The 20,059-nt window shown below is 73.2% G+C and carries 18 protein-coding genes; 9 read left to right on the top strand and 9 right to left on the bottom strand.

What is annotated here, in order from left to right:
- Nucleotides 1-51: 51 nt before the first annotated feature.
- Complete coding sequence (ypfJ, locus tag ACUJ8O_RS01965; protein WP_445373100.1) at nt 52-999, top strand: KPN_02809 family neutral zinc metallopeptidase; 948 nt, start codon at nt 52-54, stop codon at nt 997-999.
- A 108-nt stretch (nt 1,000-1,107) separates the two neighbouring features.
- Here ypfJ and ACUJ8O_RS01960 read toward each other — a convergent pair whose 3' ends face one another.
- From ACUJ8O_RS01960 to ACUJ8O_RS01940, 5 genes are all read right to left on the bottom strand, one after another.
- A complete protein-coding gene (locus ACUJ8O_RS01960) occupies nt 1,108-1,434 on the bottom strand; it encodes a metal-sulfur cluster assembly factor (protein ID WP_002855327.1) in 327 nt (108 codons plus the stop codon).
- 1 nt (nt 1,435) lies between these two features.
- Entirely contained in the window at nt 1,436-2,200 is a 765-nt protein-coding gene (gene sufC, locus ACUJ8O_RS01955) for a Fe-S cluster assembly ATPase SufC (protein ID WP_036315253.1), read from the bottom strand.
- 46 nt (nt 2,201-2,246) lie between these two features.
- The gene (sufD, locus tag ACUJ8O_RS01950) at nt 2,247-3,485 is read right to left on the bottom strand and encodes a Fe-S cluster assembly protein SufD (RefSeq protein ID WP_158184448.1); all 1,239 of its coding nucleotides are present in this window, start codon (nt 3,483-3,485) and stop codon (nt 2,247-2,249) included.
- Between the two features lies 1 nt (nt 3,486).
- A complete protein-coding gene (gene sufB / locus ACUJ8O_RS01945; RefSeq protein WP_036315257.1) occupies nt 3,487-4,959 on the bottom strand; it encodes a Fe-S cluster assembly protein SufB in 1,473 nt (490 codons plus the stop codon).
- Between the two features lie 76 nt (nt 4,960-5,035).
- Entirely contained in the window at nt 5,036-5,731 is a 696-nt protein-coding gene (locus ACUJ8O_RS01940; RefSeq protein WP_230297443.1) for a helix-turn-helix transcriptional regulator, read from the bottom strand.
- A 140-nt stretch (nt 5,732-5,871) separates the two neighbouring features.
- Here ACUJ8O_RS01940 and ACUJ8O_RS01935 point away from each other — a divergent pair, with 140 nt between their 5' ends.
- From ACUJ8O_RS01935 to ACUJ8O_RS01925, 3 genes are read left to right on the top strand one after another with little or no spacing between them, the layout of a single operon-like run.
- Nucleotides 5,872-6,837 carry an ABC transporter ATP-binding protein gene (locus ACUJ8O_RS01935; RefSeq protein WP_233263272.1) on the top strand — a complete coding sequence of 322 codons (966 nt, stop codon included), beginning with the start codon at nt 5,872-5,874 and terminating at the stop codon, nt 6,835-6,837.
- On the top strand, nt 6,834-7,610 hold the full coding sequence (locus tag ACUJ8O_RS01930; RefSeq protein ID WP_251679523.1) for an ABC transporter permease: 777 nt from the start codon (nt 6,834-6,836) through the stop codon (nt 7,608-7,610). Before ACUJ8O_RS01935 ends, ACUJ8O_RS01930 begins: the two co-directional genes overlap by 4 nt.
- A gap of 42 nt (nt 7,611-7,652) precedes the next feature.
- Complete coding sequence (locus ACUJ8O_RS01925; RefSeq protein ID WP_036338548.1) at nt 7,653-8,669, top strand: COX15/CtaA family protein; 1,017 nt, start codon at nt 7,653-7,655, stop codon at nt 8,667-8,669.
- Between the two features lie 87 nt (nt 8,670-8,756).
- Here ACUJ8O_RS01925 and ACUJ8O_RS01920 read toward each other — a convergent pair whose 3' ends face one another.
- On the bottom strand, nt 8,757-9,737 hold the full coding sequence (locus ACUJ8O_RS01920) for a heme o synthase (RefSeq protein ID WP_036338551.1): 981 nt from the start codon (nt 9,735-9,737) through the stop codon (nt 8,757-8,759).
- A gap of 262 nt (nt 9,738-9,999) precedes the next feature.
- Between ACUJ8O_RS01920 and tkt the strand changes: the two genes are divergently transcribed.
- Genes tkt through ACUJ8O_RS01895 form a run of 5 tightly spaced genes read left to right on the top strand, consistent with a single transcriptional unit; the run spans nt 10,000 to nt 17,500 of the window.
- Nucleotides 10,000-12,174, top strand: coding sequence for a transketolase (gene tkt / locus ACUJ8O_RS01915; RefSeq protein ID WP_036338554.1), 2,175 nt, complete (start codon nt 10,000-10,002; stop codon nt 12,172-12,174).
- Between the two features lie 59 nt (nt 12,175-12,233).
- Nucleotides 12,234-13,352: a transaldolase gene (gene tal / locus ACUJ8O_RS01910; protein ID WP_036338557.1), complete on the top strand. Its 1,119-nt coding sequence runs from the start codon at nt 12,234-12,236 to the stop codon at nt 13,350-13,352.
- 56 nt (nt 13,353-13,408) lie between these two features.
- Complete coding sequence (locus ACUJ8O_RS01905; protein ID WP_159305522.1) at nt 13,409-15,010, top strand: glucose-6-phosphate isomerase; 1,602 nt, start codon at nt 13,409-13,411, stop codon at nt 15,008-15,010.
- A complete protein-coding gene (zwf, locus tag ACUJ8O_RS01900; protein ID WP_036338562.1) occupies nt 15,000-16,562 on the top strand; it encodes a glucose-6-phosphate dehydrogenase in 1,563 nt (520 codons plus the stop codon). The genes ACUJ8O_RS01905 and zwf overlap by 11 nt, the downstream gene beginning before the upstream one ends.
- A complete protein-coding gene (locus ACUJ8O_RS01895; RefSeq protein ID WP_010078714.1) occupies nt 16,559-17,500 on the top strand; it encodes a glucose-6-phosphate dehydrogenase assembly protein OpcA in 942 nt (313 codons plus the stop codon). The genes zwf and ACUJ8O_RS01895 overlap by 4 nt, the downstream gene beginning before the upstream one ends.
- A gap of 93 nt (nt 17,501-17,593) precedes the next feature.
- Here the strand turns inward: ACUJ8O_RS01895 and secG are convergent, their stop codons facing one another.
- The 3 genes from secG to ACUJ8O_RS01880 all read right to left on the bottom strand — a co-directional run bounded on the left by secG (nt 17,594) and on the right by ACUJ8O_RS01880 (nt 19,968).
- Entirely contained in the window at nt 17,594-17,845 is a 252-nt protein-coding gene (gene secG / locus ACUJ8O_RS01890; protein ID WP_155933095.1) for a preprotein translocase subunit SecG, read from the bottom strand.
- 81 nt (nt 17,846-17,926) lie between these two features.
- Entirely contained in the window at nt 17,927-18,718 is a 792-nt protein-coding gene (gene tpiA, locus ACUJ8O_RS01885) for a triose-phosphate isomerase (RefSeq protein ID WP_155933097.1), read from the bottom strand.
- A gap of 2 nt (nt 18,719-18,720) precedes the next feature.
- Complete coding sequence (locus ACUJ8O_RS01880; RefSeq protein ID WP_251679524.1) at nt 18,721-19,968, bottom strand: phosphoglycerate kinase; 1,248 nt, start codon at nt 19,966-19,968, stop codon at nt 18,721-18,723.
- Nucleotides 19,969-20,059: the final 91 nt, after the last annotated feature.

The following is a 20,059-nucleotide window of genomic DNA, read 5'->3' as shown; positions in this document are numbered from 1 at the left end:
CGGGGGCCAGTGCGGTGCCGGGCCAGTCTAGTCCGTCTACACTCTGGCCCCATGAGCTTCAACGAGAACGTGCAGATCGACGCCGGCCGGGCCCGATCGGGCGGTGGCGGCGGGCTGGGGGGCCGGGGCATCGCCATCGGCGGTGGCGGCGGCCTGCTCGCGTTGCTGCTCGCGATCTTCGCGCCCGGGCTGGCCGAGCAGCTCGGCATCGACACGGGCGGCGGATCCGCCGGACAGAGCCAGTACCAGCAGCAGACGGGCTCGGGCGGCCAGGGCCAGCCCCTCTCGGACGAGGCGTGCGCCAGCGGTGCGGACGCCAACCAGAACACGGACTGCCGCGTCATCGCGACCACCGAGGCCGCGGACGAGTTCTGGGGCGAGTACCTCGCCCAGTTCTCGGACATCCAGTGGCGCCAGCCGCAGCTCACCCTGTTCCGGGGCGGCGTGAGCACCGGCTGCGGCAGCGCCTCCTCGGCCACGGGCCCGTTCTACTGCCCGGCGGACGAGTCCATGTACTTCGACACCGCGTTCTTCGAGACGCTGCAGACCGACTTCGGCGCCGAGGGCGGGCCGCTGGCGGAGGAGTACATCGTGGCGCACGAGTACGGCCACCACGTCCAGCAGGTCACCGGCTACCTGCAGCACTCCAAGGACGGGACCACCGGCCCCACCTCCGGCGCCGTGCGCGCGGAGCTGCAGGCCGACTGCTTCGCCGGCATGTGGGCCGGGCACGCCGCTTCCACCGTGGACCCCGAGTCCGGCGCGCCGTTCCTGAAGCCGATCTCGCAGGACCAGCTGCGCCAGGCCATCGACGCGGCCTCCGCCGTGGGCGATGACCGCATCCAGTCCACCCACACCGGCCGGGTGAACCCCGAGGCGTTCACGCACGGCACCTCCGAGCAGCGCATGGCCTCGTTCATGCGCGGCTACCAGAGCTCCCAGCAGGAGCCGGACATCCGTCAGTGCGACACGTTCCGGGCCTCCTCCCTGGACATCTGAGCCGGGAGCCCCGGGGCGCCTGCGGGCCCGTCCGCACTCCCCCACCACGACGGCGGCCCGTCACCTTCACGCAGAAGGTGACGGGCCGCCGTCGTGGTCCGGGCCGGATCAGATGTTGAAGCCGAGGGCGCGCATCTGGTCGCGACCGTCCTCGGTGATCCGCTCGGGGCCCCACGGGGGCATCCAGACCCAGTTCAGCCGCCACTCGTCCACCATGGTGCCGATCGCGCGGGAGACCTGGTCCTCGATCTCGTCCGTGAGCGGGCAGGCCGCGGTGGTCAGGGTCATGTCCACGAGCAGCGCGCCGTCGTCGGCGTAGTGCAGCCCGTAGAGCAGGCCCAGGTCCACGACGTTGACGCCCAGCTCCGGATCGATCACGTCCTTGAGGGCCTCACGGATGTCCTCCGTGGGCGCCTGGTTCGTGGTCTCCGTCATCTCAGGCCCCCGCCGCGGCCTTCTCGAAGCGGGCGTAGCCCTCGGCCTCGAGCTGCTCGGCGAGCTCCGGGCCGCCGGACTCGGCGACGCGGCCGTCCACCAGCACGTGCACGTGATCCGGCTTGATGTAGTTGAGGATCCGCGTGTAGTGGGTGATCAGCAGGGTGCCCATCTCGTTCTGCGCCTGGGCGCGGTTGACGCCCTCGGAGACGATGCGCAGCGCGTCGACGTCGAGGCCGGAGTCGGTCTCGTCGAGGATCGCGAACGTGGGCTTGAACAGCTCGAGCTGGAGGATCTCGGCGCGCTTCTTCTCGCCGCCGGAGAAGCCCTCGTTGACGTTGCGGTTCATGAACGCCGGGTCGATCTGCAGGGCCTCGAAGGCGCCCTTGACGTCCTTGGTCCAGGTGCGCAGCGAGGGGGCCTGGCCGTCGAGCGCGGTCTTCGCGGTGCGCAGGAAGTTGGTCATGGTGACGCCCGGGATCTCCACGGGGTACTGCATGGCCAGGAAGAGGCCGGCCTGGGCGCGCTCGTCGACGCTCATCTCCAGCACATCCTCACCGTCGAGGGTGATGGAGCCGGAGGTGACCTCGTAGCGCGGGTGGCCGGCGATGGTCGAGGCCAGGGTGGACTTGCCGGAGCCGTTCGGGCCCATGATCGCGTGGGTCTCGCCCGTCTCGATGGTCAGGGAGAGGCCCTTCAGGATCTCCTTGGGGCCGTTCTCGGTCGCGATCTGCACGTGCAGGTCGGTGATCTGCAGGGTTGCCATGGTGGTTCTCCTCGGGTGGAAGGCGGTGGGGTCTGCGGGGCGTCGGTCAGAGCTGCGCGATGCGGAGCTCGTCCTCCATGACGGCGGTCAGCTCGTCCTCGACGTCGCCGACACCGATCTTCTGGATGATCTCGTTGAGGAAGCCGCGCACGATCAGGCGGCGGGCCTCGGTCTCGGGGATGCCGCGGGCCATCAGGTAGAACAGCTGGGTCTCGTCGAAGCGGCCGGTCGCGGACGCGTGGCCCGCACCCTCGATCACGCCGGTCTCGATCTCCAGGTTCGGCACCGAGTCCGCGCGCGCCCCGTCGGAGAGCAGCAGGTTCTGGTTCTTCTCATACGTGTCCGTGCCCTCGGCCTCCTTGCGGATCAGCACGTCGCCCACCCACACGGTGCGCGCGTCCGTGCCCTGCAGGGCGCCCTTGTAGAGCACGTTCGAGACGCAGTCCGGCTGGTTGTGGTCCACGAACAGGCGGTTCTCGAGGTGCTGCCCGGCGTCGGCGAAGTACAGGCCGTACATCTCGGCCTCACCGCGCTCGGCGGCGAACCGCGCGGTCGGGGTCAGCCGCACCACGCCGCCGCCGTAGGAGACGGCCACGTGCTTGAAGTGCGCGTTCGTGGCGACCGAGGCCTGCTGGGCCGAGACGTGCACGGCATCGCCCTCCCAGGCCTGCAGCGCGACCACGTTCAGGCGGGCGTCGCGGCGCACGTCGAACTCGACGTTCTGGGCCAGCACGGCGGTGCCGCGGTGGGCGATCACGACGTCGGCCTGCGCGTTCTCCTCCACGAGCACGGTCAGGTGCATCGCGGCCGGGTCGGCGGAGGAGCCGACGACGTCGATGCGCACCGGCTCGGCGACCTCGCCGGAGATCGTGACGACGGTGGCCTCGGAGACCGAGTTCCAGGCCGCGGCGGACACGCGGTCGTCGGGGGTCAGGACGGAGCCGACGCGGGCGTCGTCGCGGGCCACGGTCTCCACCGTGACGCCGGCCTGCTCGGCCACGGCCACGGCGGGCGCGGCACCGGTCAGGCGCGCGTCGTCGCCCTCGGGCAGGTGCAGCCCGCCCAGGCGCTTGAGCGGGGTGAAGCGCCAGTCCTCCTCGCGCCCCGTGAGCACGGGGAAGTCGGACAGCTCGAAGGAGCTGAGGCGATCGGCGCGCGAGCCCGCGGCGTTGCGCTCCCGGCCCCCGGCCCGGGCGACCGGGTTCTGCGCGACGGTGAGCTTCTCGCCCTCCTCGCCCATGCCCGGGATCATGGTCCGCTGGGTGTTCTCCACGGTGTCGGTCATGTCAGCCCACCGATCCTTCCATCTGCAGTTCGATCAGCTTGTTGAGCTCGAGCGCGTACTCCATGGGCAGCTCGCGGGCGATCGGCTCGATGAAGCCGCGCACGATCATGGCCATGGCCTCGTCCTCGGACATGCCGCGGCTCATGAGGTAGAAGAGCTGCTCCTCGGACACCTTCGAGACGGTCGCCTCGTGGCCGAGGGTCACGTCGTCCTCGCGGATGTCGATGTACGGGTACGTGTCGGAGCGGGAGACCGTGTCCACGAGCAGGGCGTCGCACACCACCGAGTTCGCGGAGCCGTTCGCGCCCTCGGCGATCTGCACCAGGCCGCGGTAGGCGGCGCGGCCGCCGCTGCGGGCCACGGACTTGGACACGATCGAGGAGTTCGTGTGCGGGGCCATGTGCACCATCTTGGAGCCGGTGTCCTGGTGCTGGTCCTTGCCCGCGAACGCGACGGAGAGGGTCTCGCCGGTGGCGTGCTCGCCGGTCAGGTACACGGCCGGGTACTTCATGGTCACCTTGGAGCCGATGTTGCCGTCGATCCACTCCATGGTGCCGCCGGCCTCGACCACGGCGCGCTTGGTCACGAGGTTGTACACGTTCGTGGACCAGTTCTGGATGGTGGTGTAGCGCACGCGGGCGTTCTTCTTCACCACGATCTCCACGACGGCCGAGTGCAGCGAGTCGGACTGGTAGATCGGGGCGGTGCAGCCCTCGATGTAGTGCACGTACGAGTCCTCGTCCGCGATGATCAGCGTCCGCTCGAACTGGCCCATGTTCTCCGTGTTGATGCGGAAGTAGGCCTGCAGCGGGATCTCCACGTGCACGCCCTTGGGCACGTACACGAAGGAGCCGCCGGACCACACGGCCGTGTTCAGGGAGGCGAACTTGTTGTCGCCGACCGGGATCACGGTGCCGAAGTACTCCTCGAAGATCTCCGGGTGCTCCTTGAGCGCGGTGTCGGTGTCGAGGAACACGACGCCCTGCTCCTCCAGGTCCTCGCGGATCTGGTGGTAGACGACCTCGGACTCGTACTGGGCGGCGACGCCGGCCACCAGACGCTCGCGCTCGGCCTCGGGGATGCCCAGGCGCTCGTAGGTGTTGCGGATGTCCTCGGGCAGGTCCTCCCAGGTCTTGGCCTGGCCCTCGGTGGAGCGCACGAAGTACTTGATGTTGTCGAAGTCGATGCCGGACAGGTCCGGGCCCCACGCCGGCATCGGCTTGCGCTCGAAGTACTTGAGGGCCTTGAGGCGCAGGTCGCGCATCCACTCCGGCTCGTCCTTCTTGCCGGAGATGTCGCGCACGACGTCCTCGTTCAGACCGCGGACGGCCTTCTCGCCGGCCGCGTCGGAGTCGGCCCAGCCGTACTGGTAGGCGCCGATGGCGTTGAGCTCGGGGTTCTTGTCGAGGATCTCCTGGATCACGCCGGGGTCGGCGGTCTCCGCGGAGTCCCGCTGGACGATCTGGTCGGTCATCTCAGCCTCTCTCACTAGTCACTGCGGTCGGGGTCGGTCGGGTGGTCGGCGGGAGCCGGGGCGTGGCCCGCGCGGCTCAGTCGCGGCCCAGCGGCACGTGTGTGGTGCACACGTGGGCGCCGGCGGCGAGGGTCGAGAGCCGGCGCACGTCCACCTCGAGCAGGCGGGCGAACAGCGCGGTCTCCTCTTCACAGAACTCCGGATGGCGCGCGGGAATTCCCTGGAACGGGCAGTGCCCCTGGCAGACCTGGTCCGCGCGGAGGGTGGGCGCCAGGCCCGCGCCGAAGTGGCGCAGCGTGCCGGCGTAGCCGGCCTCGTCGAGGACCCGCGCGAGGATCCGGGTGCGGTCCTGCAGCGCAGTCTCCCGGCCGTCGACGGCGGCCGTGAAGCGCTCCTCGATCTCCCGGAAGGCGTGGCGCGCGGTGCGGCGCACCTCCTCCTCCCCGCCGAGCTCCTCGAGGCGGGCCAGGGTGTCCAGGGCGACGGCGAGGTGGTCCTTGGGCAGGTGCTCCTGCGCGTGCGAGGTGACCACGTAACGGCGGGAGGGCCGTCCCGCGCCGCGGGCCGCGGTGACCCGCTTGACCTCGACGAGCGAGTCCTCCTCGAGCGCGTCCAGATGGCGGCGCACGGCGGCCGCGGTCAGCTCCAGCTCGCGACCGATCTCGGCCGCGCTGACGGGACCACGCGTCAGGACCAGCTGCAGCACACGCTCGCGCGTGCCCTCGGCCGGGGCCGGAGCGGGGGGCGACGCAGACTGATCCGAATACACCACGCCATCATGACCTATTGATCTGGAACGGTTCAAGTGAGGCTCGCCTGGCTTGATGACGGTCGCGGCGGAACCCGCGGCAGACCCGGGCACCCCCGGCCCCACGAGCCGGGGTCGCAGGGCCCGAGGACTAGACTGGCACAGTGCCCCGACCTCCCCTGACCCCGGATCCCGTGCCGCGCGACGAGCCCGTCCTGCGCCTGAGCGACGTCCACCGGAGCCTCGGCCGCGGCCGGTCCCGCACCCCCGTCCTGCGGGGCGTCGACCTCACCGCCCGTGCCGGCGCCGTCACGGTGCTGCTCGGCCCCAACGGGGCCGGCAAGTCCACCACCCTCGGCCTCTGCCACGGCATGGACCGGCCCGACGCCGGCACCGTGCGCGTGTTCGGCGCAGACCCGTGGCGGGCCTCCGCCGACCTGCGCGCCCGCATCGGCGTGATGTGGCAGGAGGGCGGCCTGCCGCCCGCGATCCCCGCCCGCCGCTTCATCGGCCACGTGGCGTCCCTGTACCGCGACCCGCTGCCCGTCGAGCCGCTGCTGGAGCGCCTGCTGATCGCCGACGTCGCCGGCCGCCCCCTGCGCCGCCTCTCCGGTGGCCAGCGCCAGCGCGTCGCGCTCGCGGCCGCCCTCGTCGGCCGGCCGGACATGCTGTTCCTCGACGAGCCCACCGCGGGCCTCGACCCGGAGACCCGGCCCGTCGTGCACGACGTCGTGCGGGAACAGACCGACCGCGGCGCCGCCGTGCTGCTGACCACGCACCTGCTCGACGACGCCGAGCGGCTCGCGGACGACGTCGCCATCCTGCGCGCCGGCCGCGTGGTCCGCTCCGGCCCGCTGTCCGAGCTCACACGCGTGGCCGAGGGCGACGTCGTCGACGTGGACTTCGGCGACGCCTCCCCCGACGCCGTCCGCGCCTGGGCCGACACCCTGCCCGCGCCGCTGCGCGCGGCCGGCCTCGACGAGTCCGCCCGCCTGCGCGTGGCCGGCGTCCGCGGCCCGGACGACCTGGCCGTCCTCGCGGCGAGCTGGCGGGAGCACGCCCTGATGCCCACCCGATTCGAGCGCGCCGGACTGCGCCTCGAGCAGATCCTCCGGGAGACCGCCGCATGAGCATGCCCGTCGTCGACCACCGCGCCCCGGCCGGCGCCGGAGCCCACGCCGGCGCCGCCCCGCTGGCCACCCGCGTCCTGCGTCAGGCCGGCTACGAGACCGGCACCGCGCTGCGCAACGGCGAGCAGCTGCTCGTCACCGTGGTGCTGCCCCTGCTCGCGCTCGTGGGCGTGCACGTCACCGGCCTGCTGGACGCCCCCGGCCGGTCGGGCCTGGACGTGGCCGTGCCCGGCGTGCTCGCCCTGGCCGTGATCAGCTCCGCGTTCACGGCCACCGCGATCGCCACGGGCTTCGAGCGTCGCTACGACGTGCTCGCCGCCCTGGCCACCACCCCGCTGGGCACGCTCGGCCTCGTCGCCGGCAAGGCCCTGGCGGTGGTGGCCCTCCTGCTGGTGCAGGTGAGCGTGATCGGCGGCGTCGGCCTGGCGCTCGGGTGGCGTCCGGACCCCGAGGGGATCCTGCCGGCCCTGGTCGCCCTCGCACTGGGGGCCGCCGCCTTCACGGCCCTCGGGCTGCTGCTCGCCGGCACGGCCCGGCCGGAGGCGACCCTCGCCGTCGCCAACCTGCTGTGGGTGCTGTTCGGCGCCGTCGGCGGCACGGTGTTCCCCGCCCGGGTCCCCGGCGTGGACCTGCTCCCCTCCGGCGCGCTGGGCACGGCCCTGCGGGCCGCCCTCCTGGACGGGTCCTGGTCGCCCGTCCCCCTGCTCGTGCTCACCCTGTGGGGCGCCGTGGCCGTCGCGGCCGCGCTCCGCTGGTTCCGCTGGCGGCCCTGAACCGTTCCCCGTCCCCCTGCATCGAACGATCGGAAGGACACCGTGTCCACCACCACCCCCGCGGCCCGGACCGCCCCGGCCGGACTCGCCGCCCGTCTGCCGCAGCGCCTCTCGAAGGCCACCATGGCCCTCGCCGTGGCGTCCCTGGCGTCCGAGATCGGCATCATCGTCACCGGCGGCGCCGTGCGCCTCACCGGCTCCGGCCTGGGCTGCCCCACGTGGCCCAAGTGCTCGCCCGAGTCCCTCACCAACACCCCGGAGATGGGCATCCACGGCTACATCGAATTCGGCAACCGGACGCTGACGTTCGTCCTGGTGGTCATCGCCGCCGCCATGTTCCTGTCCCTGTGGAACCTGCGCGGCACCCACCGGAGCCCCTTCTGGCTCTCCGTGGGCCTGCTGGCCGGCATTCCCGCGCAGGCCCTCGTGGGCGGCGTCGTGGTCCTGACGAATCTGAACCCGTGGTGGGTGGCCGGCCACTTCATCGTGTCCTCGATCATGGTGGCCGTGGCGACCCTGCTCGTGGTGCGCATCGCCGCCGAGCGCCGTGCCGGCCGGGCGGGGGTGCCCCTCGTGGACGGCGCCACCACCGGCCGGTCCCGTGCCGCCGCCTGGGCGGCGTTCGCGCTGACGTGGGCCGCCGTGTACCTGGGCACCGTGGTGACCGGCACGGGCCCGCACTCCGGCGACCCCGGCTCGCCGCGCCACGAGTTCGACCCGCTGTTGGTCACGCGTGCCCACGTGGTCCCGGTGTACCTGCTCCTGGCGGCCACCCTCGTCCTGTTCTTCACGGTGCGCCGCGCGGCCGGCGCCTCCCGCCTGCAGCGCGCCGCCGTGCTGCGGCTCCTGCTCGCCCTCGTGTTCCAGGCCGCCGTGGGCTACACCCAGCACTTCACGGGCCTGCCGATCGGCGTGGTCCTGCTGCACATGCTGGGCTCTGCCCTGCTCGTGGCCGCCGCGACGGAGACCTGGGACCGCCAGGTCGCCCGCTACGTCACGGCCGGGCCGGGTGTCCCGGTCGAGGCCGCCGCCCCCACGCGCACCGTCGCCGCGGGCTGACGCCCCGCGCACGCGAACGGCCCCGCACCGGCTGGTGCGGGGCCGTCGTCGTCGGCGTCCCGGGGAGCGCTGGGGGCGGACCGGCGCTCAGGCGCCGAAGTGCATCAGCGGCGCGCCCACGAACGGGTCCACGGCCAGGGCGATGAACAGCAGCGTCAGATAGGTGATGGAGAGGTGGAAGACCTTCATGGCCTTGCGGTCCTCGAAGTCCTCGCGCTGGGCCTGCACCTGCAGCACATGGGACTCCCAGATGAACCAGGCTCCGACGACGAGCGCGACCGCGGTGTAGACGATGCCGGCCCAGCCCATCGGCACGAGCAGGAGGGAGCACGCCACGGTGGCCCACGCGTAGAGCACGACCTGGTTGGAGACGTGGCGCGCGGAGGCGATGGCGCCGAGCATCGGCACGTCGGCCTGCTGGTAGTCGCGCTTGTACTTCATGGACAGCGGCCAGTAGTGCGGGGGCGTCCACAGGAAGACCACGAGGAACAGCACGATGGCCGGCCACTCGACGGTCCCGCGCACGGCCGCCCAGCCGATCAGCACGGGGAAGCAGCCGGCGATGCCGCCCCACACGATGTTCTGCTCCGTGCGGCGCTTGAGCACGAGCGAGTACACGACCACGTAGAAGAAGATGGCGGCCACACCCAGGCCGGCCGCCAGCCAGTTGGCGCCGAACCCGAGGATCAGGATGGACACGACGGTCTGCACCCACGCGAACACGAGGGCCTCGCGCGGGGTGACCTCGCCGGTGACGAGCGGCCGGTTCTCGGTGCGCTTCATGACCCGGTCGATGTCCCGGTCGATGTAGCAGTTGAAGGTGCCGGAGGCGCCGGCGGCGAGCGCACCGCCGACGAGCGTGGCGATCATGGTGAGCACGTCCGGGAAGCCGCGCTGCGCGAAGATCATGGTCGGCAGCGTGGTCACCAGCAGCAGCTCGATCACCCGGGGCTTCGTCAGCTCGACGTACGCCCGCACCTTGCGGCGCAGGGGCAGCGGGGACCGGTCGACGACGCCGGGCTCGGCGGCGACGCGGGCGGCGGACGGCGACTCCAGGGAGGATGACATCTGCTTCTCACGGTGAGGGGACGGTGGGCGTGCCCGTCCCGGGGTTCGGATCGGCCACTCGGGCGGTCCGCCTGCGGGCAGGCCTTGACGCAGTCTACTCGTGTCAACGGCCGTTCGCCCGGGGACGAACCGTGTCATGGGACGCCCGGTCGGGCCCGCCTCGCGGTCGCGGGGCTAGGCTGGGATGACGGCCCCGCGCCGCGACGCCCCGGCGTCGGCCGGGGTCGCGCCCCAACGCTCCCGATCCGCCAGGAGAGAACCCGTGACCGACGCCGCGCAGCCGTCCATTCCCCCGACCCTGGACCGGGTGGCCCCGGCCCGCGGGTTCGTCTACTCGGAGCAGGACCGCCGGATGGTCGACACGCTCAAGGCGCTCTCGGCGGACGCCGTGGAGAAGGCCGGGCACGGCCACCCCGGCACCGCGATCTCGCTGGCACCCGTGGCGTGGCAGCTGTACCAGAACGTCATGCACCTGGACCCCACGGACGACCGCTGGGAGGGGCGGGACCGCTTCATCCTCTCCGCGGGCCACGCCTCCCTCATCCAGTACCTTCAGCTGTTCGCCGCGGGCGCCGGGCTCGAGCTCGAGGACATCCAGGCGCTGCGCACCGAGGGCTCCAGGACTCCGGGCCACCCGGAGTACGGCCACACCCACGGCGTCGAGGTGACCACGGGGCCGCTGGGCCAGGGCCTGGCGATGGGCGTCGGCTTCGCGTATGAGCAGCGCCGTGTGCGCGGGCTGATGGACCCCGACGCCGCCCCCGGCACCTCCCCGTTCGACCATCACGTGTTCGTGCTCGCCTCCGACGGGGACATCCAGGAGGGCGTCGCCGCCGAGGCCTCCTCGCTGGCCGGGCACCAGGAGCTCGGGAACCTGGTCGTCGTCTACGACGCGAACCGCATCTCGATCGAGGACGACACGGACATCGCGTTCACCGAGGACGTGGTCCGCCGCTACGAGGCCTACGGCTGGCACGTGCAGGAGGTCGACTGGACCAACGGCGCCCAGGGCCACGCCGTGACCGAGTACACGGAGGACGTGGAGGCCCTGTACGACGCCCTCGTCGCGGCCAAGGCCGAGACCGGCCGGCCCTCGCTGATCAAGCTGCGCACCGTGATCGGCTGGCCCTCCCCCACGAAGCAGAACACCGGCGGCATCCACGGCTCCAAGCTCGGCACGGACGAGGTCGCCGGCCTCAAGGAGAGCCTCGGGCTGGACCCGACCAAGACCTTCGACGTCGACCCCGAGCTCCTGGCCCGCGCCCGGTCCATCGCCGAGCGCTCGGCAGAGTACCGCCGCGGCTGGGAGGCGGCGTTCCAGGCCTGGCGCGAGGCCCACCCGGAGAAGGCTCGCCTGTACGACCGACTGGCCGGACGAGAGCTGCCCGCTGGCTTCGCGGACGCGTTCCCGTCCTGGGACGCGGACGAGAAGGGCCTGGCCACGCGCGCAGCCTCCGGAGAGGTGCTCACGGCCCTCGCGCCGGTCATGCCCGAGCTCTGGGGCGGCTCGGCCGACCTCGCCGGGTCGAACAACACCACCATGAAGGGCGAGCCCTCCTTCATCCCGGCCCGCCGCTCCACCGCCACGTGGCAGGGCCACGAGTACGGCCGCACCCTGCACTTCGGCGTCCGCGAGTTCGCGGCCGGGGCGATCGTCAACGGCATCACGATCGGCGGCCTGACCCGCGCGTACGTGGGCACGTTCCTGACGTTCTCCGACTACATGCGCCCCGCCGTCCGCCTGGCCGCCCTCATGGGCACCCCGAGCACGTACGTATGGACGCACGACTCCATCGGCCTCGGCGAGGACGGCCCCACGCACCAGCCGGTGGAGCACCTGGCCGCCCTGCGGGCCATCCCCGGGCTCGACGTCGTCCGCCCGGCCGACGCCAACGAGACCGCGTGGGCGTGGCGGACGGTGCTCGAGCACCGGGACCGCCCGGCCGGGCTCGTCCTGTCCCGGCAGAGCCTGCCCGTGCTCCCCCGGGACACGGACGGCTTCGCCCCCGCCTCGGGCGTGGCCCGCGGCGCCTACGTCCTCATCGACGCCACGGATGCCGACGGCGCGCCGACGCCGGCCCGCGCGCTGCTGATCGCGACCGGCTCCGAGGTCTCCGTGGCCGTGCGGGCCCGCGCGCTGCTGCAGGCCGACGGCGTCCCGACCCGCGTCGTCTCCGCCCCCTGCCTCGAGTGGTTCGCCGAGCAGGACGAGGCCTACCGGGCCGAGGTCCTGCCCGACGGCCCCGACGCCCCGGTCCGCGTCTCCGTCGAGGCCGGCATCGCGATGCCGTGGTTCGAGCACACGGTGACGGCCTCCTCCCCGGGCGCCCGCGTGAGCCTCGAGCACTACGGCGAGTCGGCCGACGGCGCCCGCCTGATGGAGAAGTACGGATTCACTGGCGAGCACGTCGCCGAGGTGACCCGCGGCCTCCTCTGAGGCCCGGCGCCCACGGCGCCCCGAGCACGTCCACCCCGAAGGGAAGGCACCCGCAGACCATGAGCACCCCGCAGAACCCGAACACCGCCGCGCTGGCCCAGGCCGGTGTGTCGATCTGGCTCGACGACCTCTCCCGCACGCGGCTGGACGAGGGCACGCTCGAAGAGCTGATCGCCACCCGCTCGGTCACCGGCGTCACCACGAACCCGTCCATCTTCGCGGTCGCCCTCGCGGACGCGGGCGCCTACCAGGGACAGCTGCGCGAACTCGCCGCGGCTGGCGCCTCGGTGGACGAGGCCGTCGTCGCCCTGACGACCGAGGACGTGCGCCGCGCCGCCGACGTGCTCGCGCCCGTCCACGAGCGCACCGGCGGGGCGGACGGCTTCGTCTCCCTTGAGGTCGATCCGCGCCTGGCCCGCGACGCCGCCGGCACCGTGGCGCAGGCCCGCGAGCTGGCGGCGGCCGTCGACCGTCCCAACCTCATGGTGAAGATCCCCGCGACCGTGGAGGGCCTGTCCGCCATCGCGGACGTGCTCGGCGCGGGCATCAGCGTGAACGTGACCCTGATCTTCTCCCTGCCCCGCTACCGCCGGGTGCTCAACGCCTGGCTCACCGGCCTGGAGAAGGCCCGGGCGAACGGGCACGACGTCCGCCGCCTCCACTCGGTGGCCTCCTTCTTCGTCTCCCGTGTGGACACGGAGGTCGACGCGCGGCTGCGCGCGATCGGCACCCCCGAGGCCGAGGCGCTGACCGGCCGGGCCGCCGTCGCCAACGCGCGCCTGGCCTACCGAGCCTTCGAGCAGGCCCTGGACTCGGAGCGCTGGCGCCTGCTCGAGGCGGCCGGCGCCCCCGTGCAGCGGCCCCTGTGGGCCTCCACCGGCGTCAAGGACCCCGCCCTGCCGGACACGCTGTACGTCACCGAACTCGTGGCACCGCACACCGTGACCACCCTGCCGGAGAAGACCCTCGAGGCGGTCGCCGACCACGGGGTGATCGCGGCGGACACCGTCACGGGCGCCTACGCCGAGGCCGATGCCCTGCTCGACGCGGTCGGCGCGGCAGGCGTGTCCTACCAGGACGTCGTGGACGTGCTGGAGACTGAGGGCCTGGAGAAGTTCGAGGCCGCGTGGGACGAGCTGCTCGGCTCGGTCCGCTCCGGGCTCGACGCCCATCGCTGACCGCACCCGCCCCCCGACCCCGCCGCCCGCTCGCCACGCGCACGGAAGGACCCCCCATGAGCACCCTCGGCCTCACCGCCACCGGAGCCGCCCTCGAGGCGATCGACCGCCATCTGCCCGCCCTCCTCCAGGACCGCGTCGCCTCCCGCCTCGGGGCGCAGGACGCCGACCTGTGGGGGGCGCCGGCCCGCGACGAGGCCGCCAAGCGGCTCGGCTGGATCGACCTGTTCGAGGACTCCCGCGCCCTCGTCCCGCACATCGCCCAGCTGACCCGGGAGCTGCGCGCCGAGGGCGTGGACCGCGTGCTCCTGGCGGGCATGGGCGGTTCGTCCCTGGCCCCCGAGGTGATCGCGGCGACGGCCGGCGTCGAGCTCGAGGTCCTGGACTCCACGGACCCGCTGCAGGTCTCCCGTGCCCTCGAGCGCGACCTCGAGCGGACCGTGCTGGTGGTCTCCTCCAAGTCCGGCTCCACCGTGGAGACCGACTCGCAGCGCCGCGTCGTCGAGGCCGCGTTCCGCGACGCCGGGATCGACCCCCGCACCCGCCTGGTCGCCGTCACGGACGCGGGCTCGCCGCTGCACGCCGCGTGCGAGTCCGCCGGCTGGCGCGCCGTCTTCACCGCGGACCCGACCGTGGGCGGGCGTTTCTCGGCTCTCACCGCGTTCGGCCTGGTCCCCACCGGCCTGGCCGGGGTGGACGTCGCGGCCCTGCTGGACGACGCGGAGGCCGTGCTCGACCTGCTGACCGCCGACGACGAGGACAACCCGGGCCTGCAGCTCGGCGCGGCCCTGGGCGGCACGCAGCCGCCGCGCGACAAGCTCGTCTTCGCCGACCACGGGTCCGGCATCGCCGGACTGCCGGCCTGGATCGAGCAGCTGATCGCCGAGTCCACGGGCAAGGACGGCACCGGGCTGCTGCCCGTCGTCGTCGCCCCCGGCGACCCCGAGACCGTGTGGGACGCCCCCGACCTGCTGCAGGTGCAGCTCGTCGGCGAGGACGACGTCGCGGCCCCGGGCCACGGCGTGCAGGTCGCCGGCTCGCTCGGCGCCCAGCTGCTGCTGTGGGAGGTGGCCACCGCGGTGGCCGGCCGCCTGCTCGGGATCAACCCCTTCGACCAGCCGGACGTGGAGGCCGCCAAGGCCGCCGCGCGCACCCTGCTGGACGGCCCCGCCGCCGAGCGGACGGCCGACGGTGAGGTGGAGGGCGTCGAGGTCTCCGGCCCGGCGTCCGTGACCTCTGCCCCGGACCTGGCCGGCGTGCTGCGCGCCACGGCGGCGCTGGTGCCCGAGGACGGCTACCTGGCGGTCCACGCCTACCTCTCCCGTCATGACGACGCCGAGCTCGAGGAGCTGCGCGCAGACCTGGCGGACCTGGTCGGCCGCCCGGTCACGTTCGGCTGGGGTCCGCGGTTCCTGCACTCCACCGGGCAGTTCCACAAGGGCGGCCCGGCCGTCGGCGTGTTCCTGCAGATCACCGGCGACGCCGGCCGGGACCTCGAGGTGCCCGGCCGCCCGTTCTCCCTGGGCAGGCTCATCGCCGCGCAGGCAGCGGGCGACGCCCGGGTGCTGGGCGATCTCGGCCGCCCCGTGGTCACCCTGCACCTGCGCCGCCGCGACGCGGGCATCGAGGCCCTGAGGAGCGCCGTCCGTGGCCGGTGAGTCCCGGACCGTCCCCCGCAACCCGCTGCGCGACCCCCGTGACCGGCGCCTGACCCGCATCGCGGGCCCGTCGGCGCTCGTGCTGTTCGGCGTGACGGGCGACCTGGCGAAGAAGAAGCTCCTGCCGGCCATGTACGACCTGGCCCAGCGCGGCCTGCTGCCGCCGGCGTTCTCCCTCGTCGGCTTCGGTCGCCGCGACTGGTCCGACGAGGAGTTCGCCGACTACGTGCGCGCCGCCGTCGAAGCCTCCTCCCGGACCACGTTCGACGAGACCGTGTGGGACCAGTTCCAGGGCGGCCTGCGCTTCGTCTCCGGCGCGTTCGACGACGAGGCGGCCTACGTCCGTCTGGACGAGGTGCTCGCCGAGCTCGAGACCTCACGCGGCACGCGCGGGAACACCGCGTTCTACCTCTCCATCCCGCCGGACTGGTTCGAGGCCGTCTCCCGCCACCTGGCCGACCAGGGCCTGGCCGACCGGTCCCAGCCGGCCGACGGCCCGTGGCGCCGCGTGGTCATCGAGAAGCCCTTCGGCCACGACCTGGCCAGCGCGCAGGAGCTCAACGCCGTGATCGAGCGCGTCTTCCCCTCGGACGCCGTGTTCCGCATCGACCACTACCTCGGCAAGGAGACGGTGCAGAACATCCTCGCGTTCCGGTTCGCCAACCGGATGTTCGAGCCGCTCTGGAACGCGGAGCACGTGGACCACGTCCAGATCACGATGGCCGAGGACATCGGCATCGGCGGACGGGCGAGCTACTACGACGGCGTGGGCGCGGCCCGCGACGTCATCCAGAACCATCTCCTGCAGCTGCTCGCGTTCACGGCGATGGAGGAGCCGATCTCGTTCGACGCGGACCACCTGCGCGCGGAGAAGGAGAAGGTTCTCGAAGCCGTGACCGTCCCGGACACGCCCGAGGGACTCGCGGGGGCCTCCGCCCGCGGCCAGTACACCTCCGGCTGGCAGGGCGGCGAGCAGGTCACGGGCTTCCTCGACGAGGAGGGCTTCAACCCGGCGTCCGTCACGGAGACGTACGCCGCGCTCAAGGTGGGCATCCGCACGCGCCGTTGGCAGGGCGTCCCGTTCTACCTGCGGGCCGGCAAGCGCCTCGGCCGGCGGGTGACGGAGATCGCCGTCGTCTTCAAGAAGCCCCCGCACCTGCTGTTCCCCGTCCACGACGGGGACGAGTTCGGGCAGAACGTCATCGTCATCCGGGTGCAGCCGGACGAGGGCGTCACCATCCGCTTCGCGTCCAAGGTGCCCGGCACGCAGACCGAGATCCGCGACGTCACGATGGACTTCGGCTACGGCCACGCCTTCACCGAGGACTCCCCCGAGGCGTACGAACGGCTCATCCTCGACGTACTCCTCGGGGAGCCGCCGCTGTTCCCGCGTCAGGCCGAGGTGGAGCTGTCCTGGCGGATCGTGGACCCGTTCGAGGAGCACTGGGCGAGCCTGGGCACCCAGCCCGAGCCCTACGCCCCGGGCACGTGGGGCCCGCCCTCGGCCGACGCCCTCATGGCCCGCGACGGACGAAGCTGGAGGCGCCCGTGAAGATCCGCATGCAGGACACCACCACCTCCCAGGTGGCCAAGCGCATCACGCAGCTGCGCGAGAAGAGCGGGGTCGTGACCCTCGGCCGCGTCCTCACGCTCGTGATCAGCACGGACGACGCCGGCATCGAGTCCGCCGTCCAGGCCGCCAACGCGGCCTCGTTGGAGCACCCGTGCCGCATCATCGTCCTGGCCCTGGGCGACCCTGCGGCACCCACCCGCCTGGACGCCGAGATCCGGGTCGGCGGCGACGCCGGCGCCTCCGACGTCGTGGTGCTGTGGTGCGCCGGGGAGAACGCCCACGCCGATGAGTCGCTCGTCTCCGGGCTGCTCCTGCCCGATGCGCCCATCGTCGCGTGGTGGCCCGGGGTGCCGCCCGAGGTCCCCTCGGCGACGGCGCTCGGTCGCCTGGCCCACCGCCGGATCACGGACACGGCATCGGCGTCCGCGGCCGAGCCCGCCCTGTGGGCTCTGCGCGCGGGCCACCATGAGGGCGACACCGACCTGGCCTGGACGCGCCTGACGCTGTGGCGGATCCAGGTGGCCGGCATCTTCGACACGCTCGACGTGGCCACCCTGCGCTCGGTGACGGTGGACGGGGCGCCGGACTCCCCCAGCACCATGCTGCTTGCGGCGTGGCTCACCCTGGCCCTGAAGGTGCCGGTGACGATCGCGCACTCGAAGGCCGGCCACGGGATCCGTGCGGTGCGCCTGCGGTGCACGGACGGGGACGTGGTGCTCTCCCGCTCGCACTCGCAGGTGGCCCGGCTCTATCAGCAGGGCAGGCCGGTGCAGCGCATCTCCCTGCCACGCCGGACGATCCAGGACTGCCTGGCGGAGGAGCTGCGCCGCCTGGACCCGGACGAGGTCTTCGGCGCCGTGCTCCACCGGGGCCTGCCGCGCACGGACCTCTCCCCCGTGCAGGCCTCCGAGCGCTGAGCAGCACCCGGCGCCGCACCAGCCCGGGACGCGCGAACGCCCCGCACGGAACATCCGTGCGGGGCGTTCGCATCGTGGCCCGGCGGGGCGGCCTCAGGACTCCATGGCCAGACGCGGCAGGACGCCGAGCAGCGCGATCACGACACCCCAGGCGACCACGGAGCCGACGGTCAGGCGGGTGAGCAGGCGCTGGGCGGAGCCGGAGGAGCTCATCGAGGTGGTCACGCCACCGCCGAACATGTCCGAGACGCCGCCGCCGCGGCCCTTGTGCAGCAGGATGAGCAGCACGATGACCACGCTGAGCACGACCACGAGGATCTGCAGGGCCAGGGTCAGGACGTCCACGGGAGGGCTCCTCGGGTCGAGGTGCGGCCCCGGCGCACGCCGGGGCCGTCACGGAGAATGCGGTCGGTCGGGCCGGACGGATCAGGCCTGGTCGAACTGGACGATCCTAGCAAACTCGTCCGCGTCGAGGCTGGCGCCGCCCACGAGGGCGCCGTCCACGTCCGGCTGCGCCAGCAGGGCCGGCGCGCTGGAGGACTTCACGGAACCGCCGTAGAGGATCCGCAGCCCGGCGGCGACGTCGTCGCCGTGCAGTGCAGCCACGCGGGCGCGCAGGGCCGCGCCCATCTGCTGCGCGTCCTCGGGGCCGGCGACCTCGCCCGTGCCGATCGCCCACACGGGCTCGTAGGCGACGACGACGCCGGCCACGTCCTGCGCCGACAGGCCCGCGATGGAGCCCTCCAGCTGGGCGAGCGTGTGCTCGACGTGCCGGCCGGCCTGGCGCACCTCCAGGCCCTCGCCCACGCAGATCACCGGGGTGAGGCCGTGGCGCAGGGCCGCGGCGGCCTTGCGCGCGACGAGGGCGTCGTCCTCCCCGTGGAGGGTGCGGCGCTCGGAGTGGCCCACGATCGCGTAACGGCACCCCAGCGCGGCCAGGAACGCGCCGGAGACGTCGCCCGTGTAGGCGCCGGCGTCCTCGGGCGAGAGGTCCTGCGCGCCGTAGACGAGGTCCAGGCGGTCGCCGGTGACGAGCGTCTGCACGGACCGCAGGCCCGTGAAGGGCGGGAACACCGCGACCTCCACGGCCTCCTGGTCATGGTCCGCGTCCGAGAGGAGCCACGTGAGGCGCTGCACCAGGGTGACGGCCTCGAGGTGGTCCAGGTTCATCTTCCAGTTGCCCGCGATCAGCGGCACGCGCGTGGTCTGCTCCGCCATGCTCACGCCCGCCCCTCGCCGGCCAGGGCGGTGACGCCCGGCAGCTCCTTGCCCTCGAGGTATTCGAGGGAGGCGCCGCCACCGGTGGAGATGTGGCCGAACGCGTCGTCGGCGAAGCCGAGCGTGCGCACGGCCGCCGCGGAGTCGCCGCCGCCGACCACCGACAGGCCGCCGGCCGCGGAGGCCTCGGTGAGGGCCTGCGCCACCGCCCGGGTGCCCTCCGCGAAGGCCGGGAACTCGAACACGCCCATGGGGCCGTTCCAGAACACGGTCTGGGCGCCGCGGATCTGCTCGGCGAACGCCCGGGCCGTCTCGGGGCCGATGTCCAAGCCCATGGCGGACGCGCCGTGCGCGCCCGAGGTGAGGGCGTCCGCGGCCAGGACCTCGTGCTCGGCGTCGGCCGCGAAGCCGGAGGCCATCACGATGTCCGTGGGGAGCACGATGCGGGCGGCCCCGGCCTCGGAACGGCGCAGGTATTCGCGAACGGTGTCGAGCTGGTCCTCCTCGAGCAGGGAGGCGCCCACCTCGTGGCCCTGCGCCTTGAGGAAGGTGAAGAGCATGCCGCCGCCGATCAGCAGCATGTCGGCCTTGTCCAGCAGGTTGTCGATCACGGCCAGCTTGTCCGAGACCTTCGACCCGCCCAGCACGACGACGTAGGGCCGCTCCGGGGACTCGGTCAGGCGGGTGAGCACCTCGAGCTCGGCGGCGACCAGCGGGCCCTGGTAGGCCGGCAGCTGCGCCGCGACGTCGAACACGGAGGCGTGCTTGCGGTGGACCGCGCCGAACGCGTCGCCCACGTAGGCACCGTCCGCGCCGGCCAGGGCAGCCATCTCCCCGGCGAGTGCGGCGCGCTCGGCATCGTCCTTGGAGGTCTCGCGGGCGTCGAAGCGCACGTTCTCCAGCAGCAGCACCTGGCCGTCCTGCAGGGCGGCGGCGTGGGCGCGCGCGTCGTCCCCGGTCACGTCTGCGGCCAGGGCGACGTCGGCGCCCAGCAGCTCGGCCATGCGCGCGGCGACCGGACGGAGGGAGTACGCGGGGTCGGGCTCACCCTTGGGGCGGCCCAGATGGGCCATGACGATCACGCGGGCCCCGGCCTCCGCCAGGTCCCGGATCGCGGGCAGCGAGGCACGGATGCGGCCGTCGTCGGTGACGGTGTCCCCGTCCAGCGGGACGTTCAGGTCGGACCGGATGAGCACGGTGCGGCCGGCGACGCCGGCCTCGAGCAGATCGTTGAGGGTCGATGCGGGCATGATGCCTCCTGGGGTGCCGGAGCGGGGTCGGTTCACGGTGCAGTCTAGGGGGACGGCCCGGGCCGACGGAGGAACCGTCGGCCCGGGCCGT

The organism is Micrococcus sp. EWR3.9.1 (assembly GCF_052615555.1).
This window is presented reverse-complemented; position numbering and strand designations above follow the sequence as displayed.

Excerpts from the sequence above, each read along its gene's own strand:
- ACUJ8O_RS01960 (WP_002855327.1), bottom strand. The coding sequence starts at position 1,434 with ATGACGGAGACCACGAACCAGGCGCCCACGGAGGACATCCGTGAGGCC.
- sufD (WP_158184448.1), bottom strand. The coding sequence starts at position 3,485 with ATGACCGACACCGTGGAGAACACCCAGCGGACCATGATCCCGGGCATG.
- sufC (WP_036315253.1), bottom strand. The coding sequence starts at position 2,200 with ATGGCAACCCTGCAGATCACCGACCTGCACGTGCAGATCGCGACCGAG.
- ACUJ8O_RS01905 (WP_159305522.1), top strand. The coding sequence starts at position 13,409 with ATGAGCACCCTCGGCCTCACCGCCACCGGAGCCGCCCTCGAGGCGATC.
- tpiA (WP_155933097.1), bottom strand. The coding sequence starts at position 18,718 with ATGGCGGAGCAGACCACGCGCGTGCCGCTGATCGCGGGCAACTGGAAG.
- tal (WP_036338557.1), top strand. The coding sequence starts at position 12,234 with ATGAGCACCCCGCAGAACCCGAACACCGCCGCGCTGGCCCAGGCCGGT.
- ACUJ8O_RS01880 (WP_251679524.1), bottom strand. The coding sequence starts at position 19,968 with ATGCCCGCATCGACCCTCAACGATCTGCTCGAGGCCGGCGTCGCCGGC.
- ACUJ8O_RS01920 (WP_036338551.1), bottom strand. The coding sequence starts at position 9,737 with ATGTCATCCTCCCTGGAGTCGCCGTCCGCCGCCCGCGTCGCCGCCGAG.
- ACUJ8O_RS01930 (WP_251679523.1), top strand. The coding sequence starts at position 6,834 with ATGAGCATGCCCGTCGTCGACCACCGCGCCCCGGCCGGCGCCGGAGCC.
- ypfJ (WP_445373100.1), top strand. The coding sequence starts at position 52 with ATGAGCTTCAACGAGAACGTGCAGATCGACGCCGGCCGGGCCCGATCG.
- sufB (WP_036315257.1), bottom strand. The coding sequence starts at position 4,959 with ATGACCGACCAGATCGTCCAGCGGGACTCCGCGGAGACCGCCGACCCC.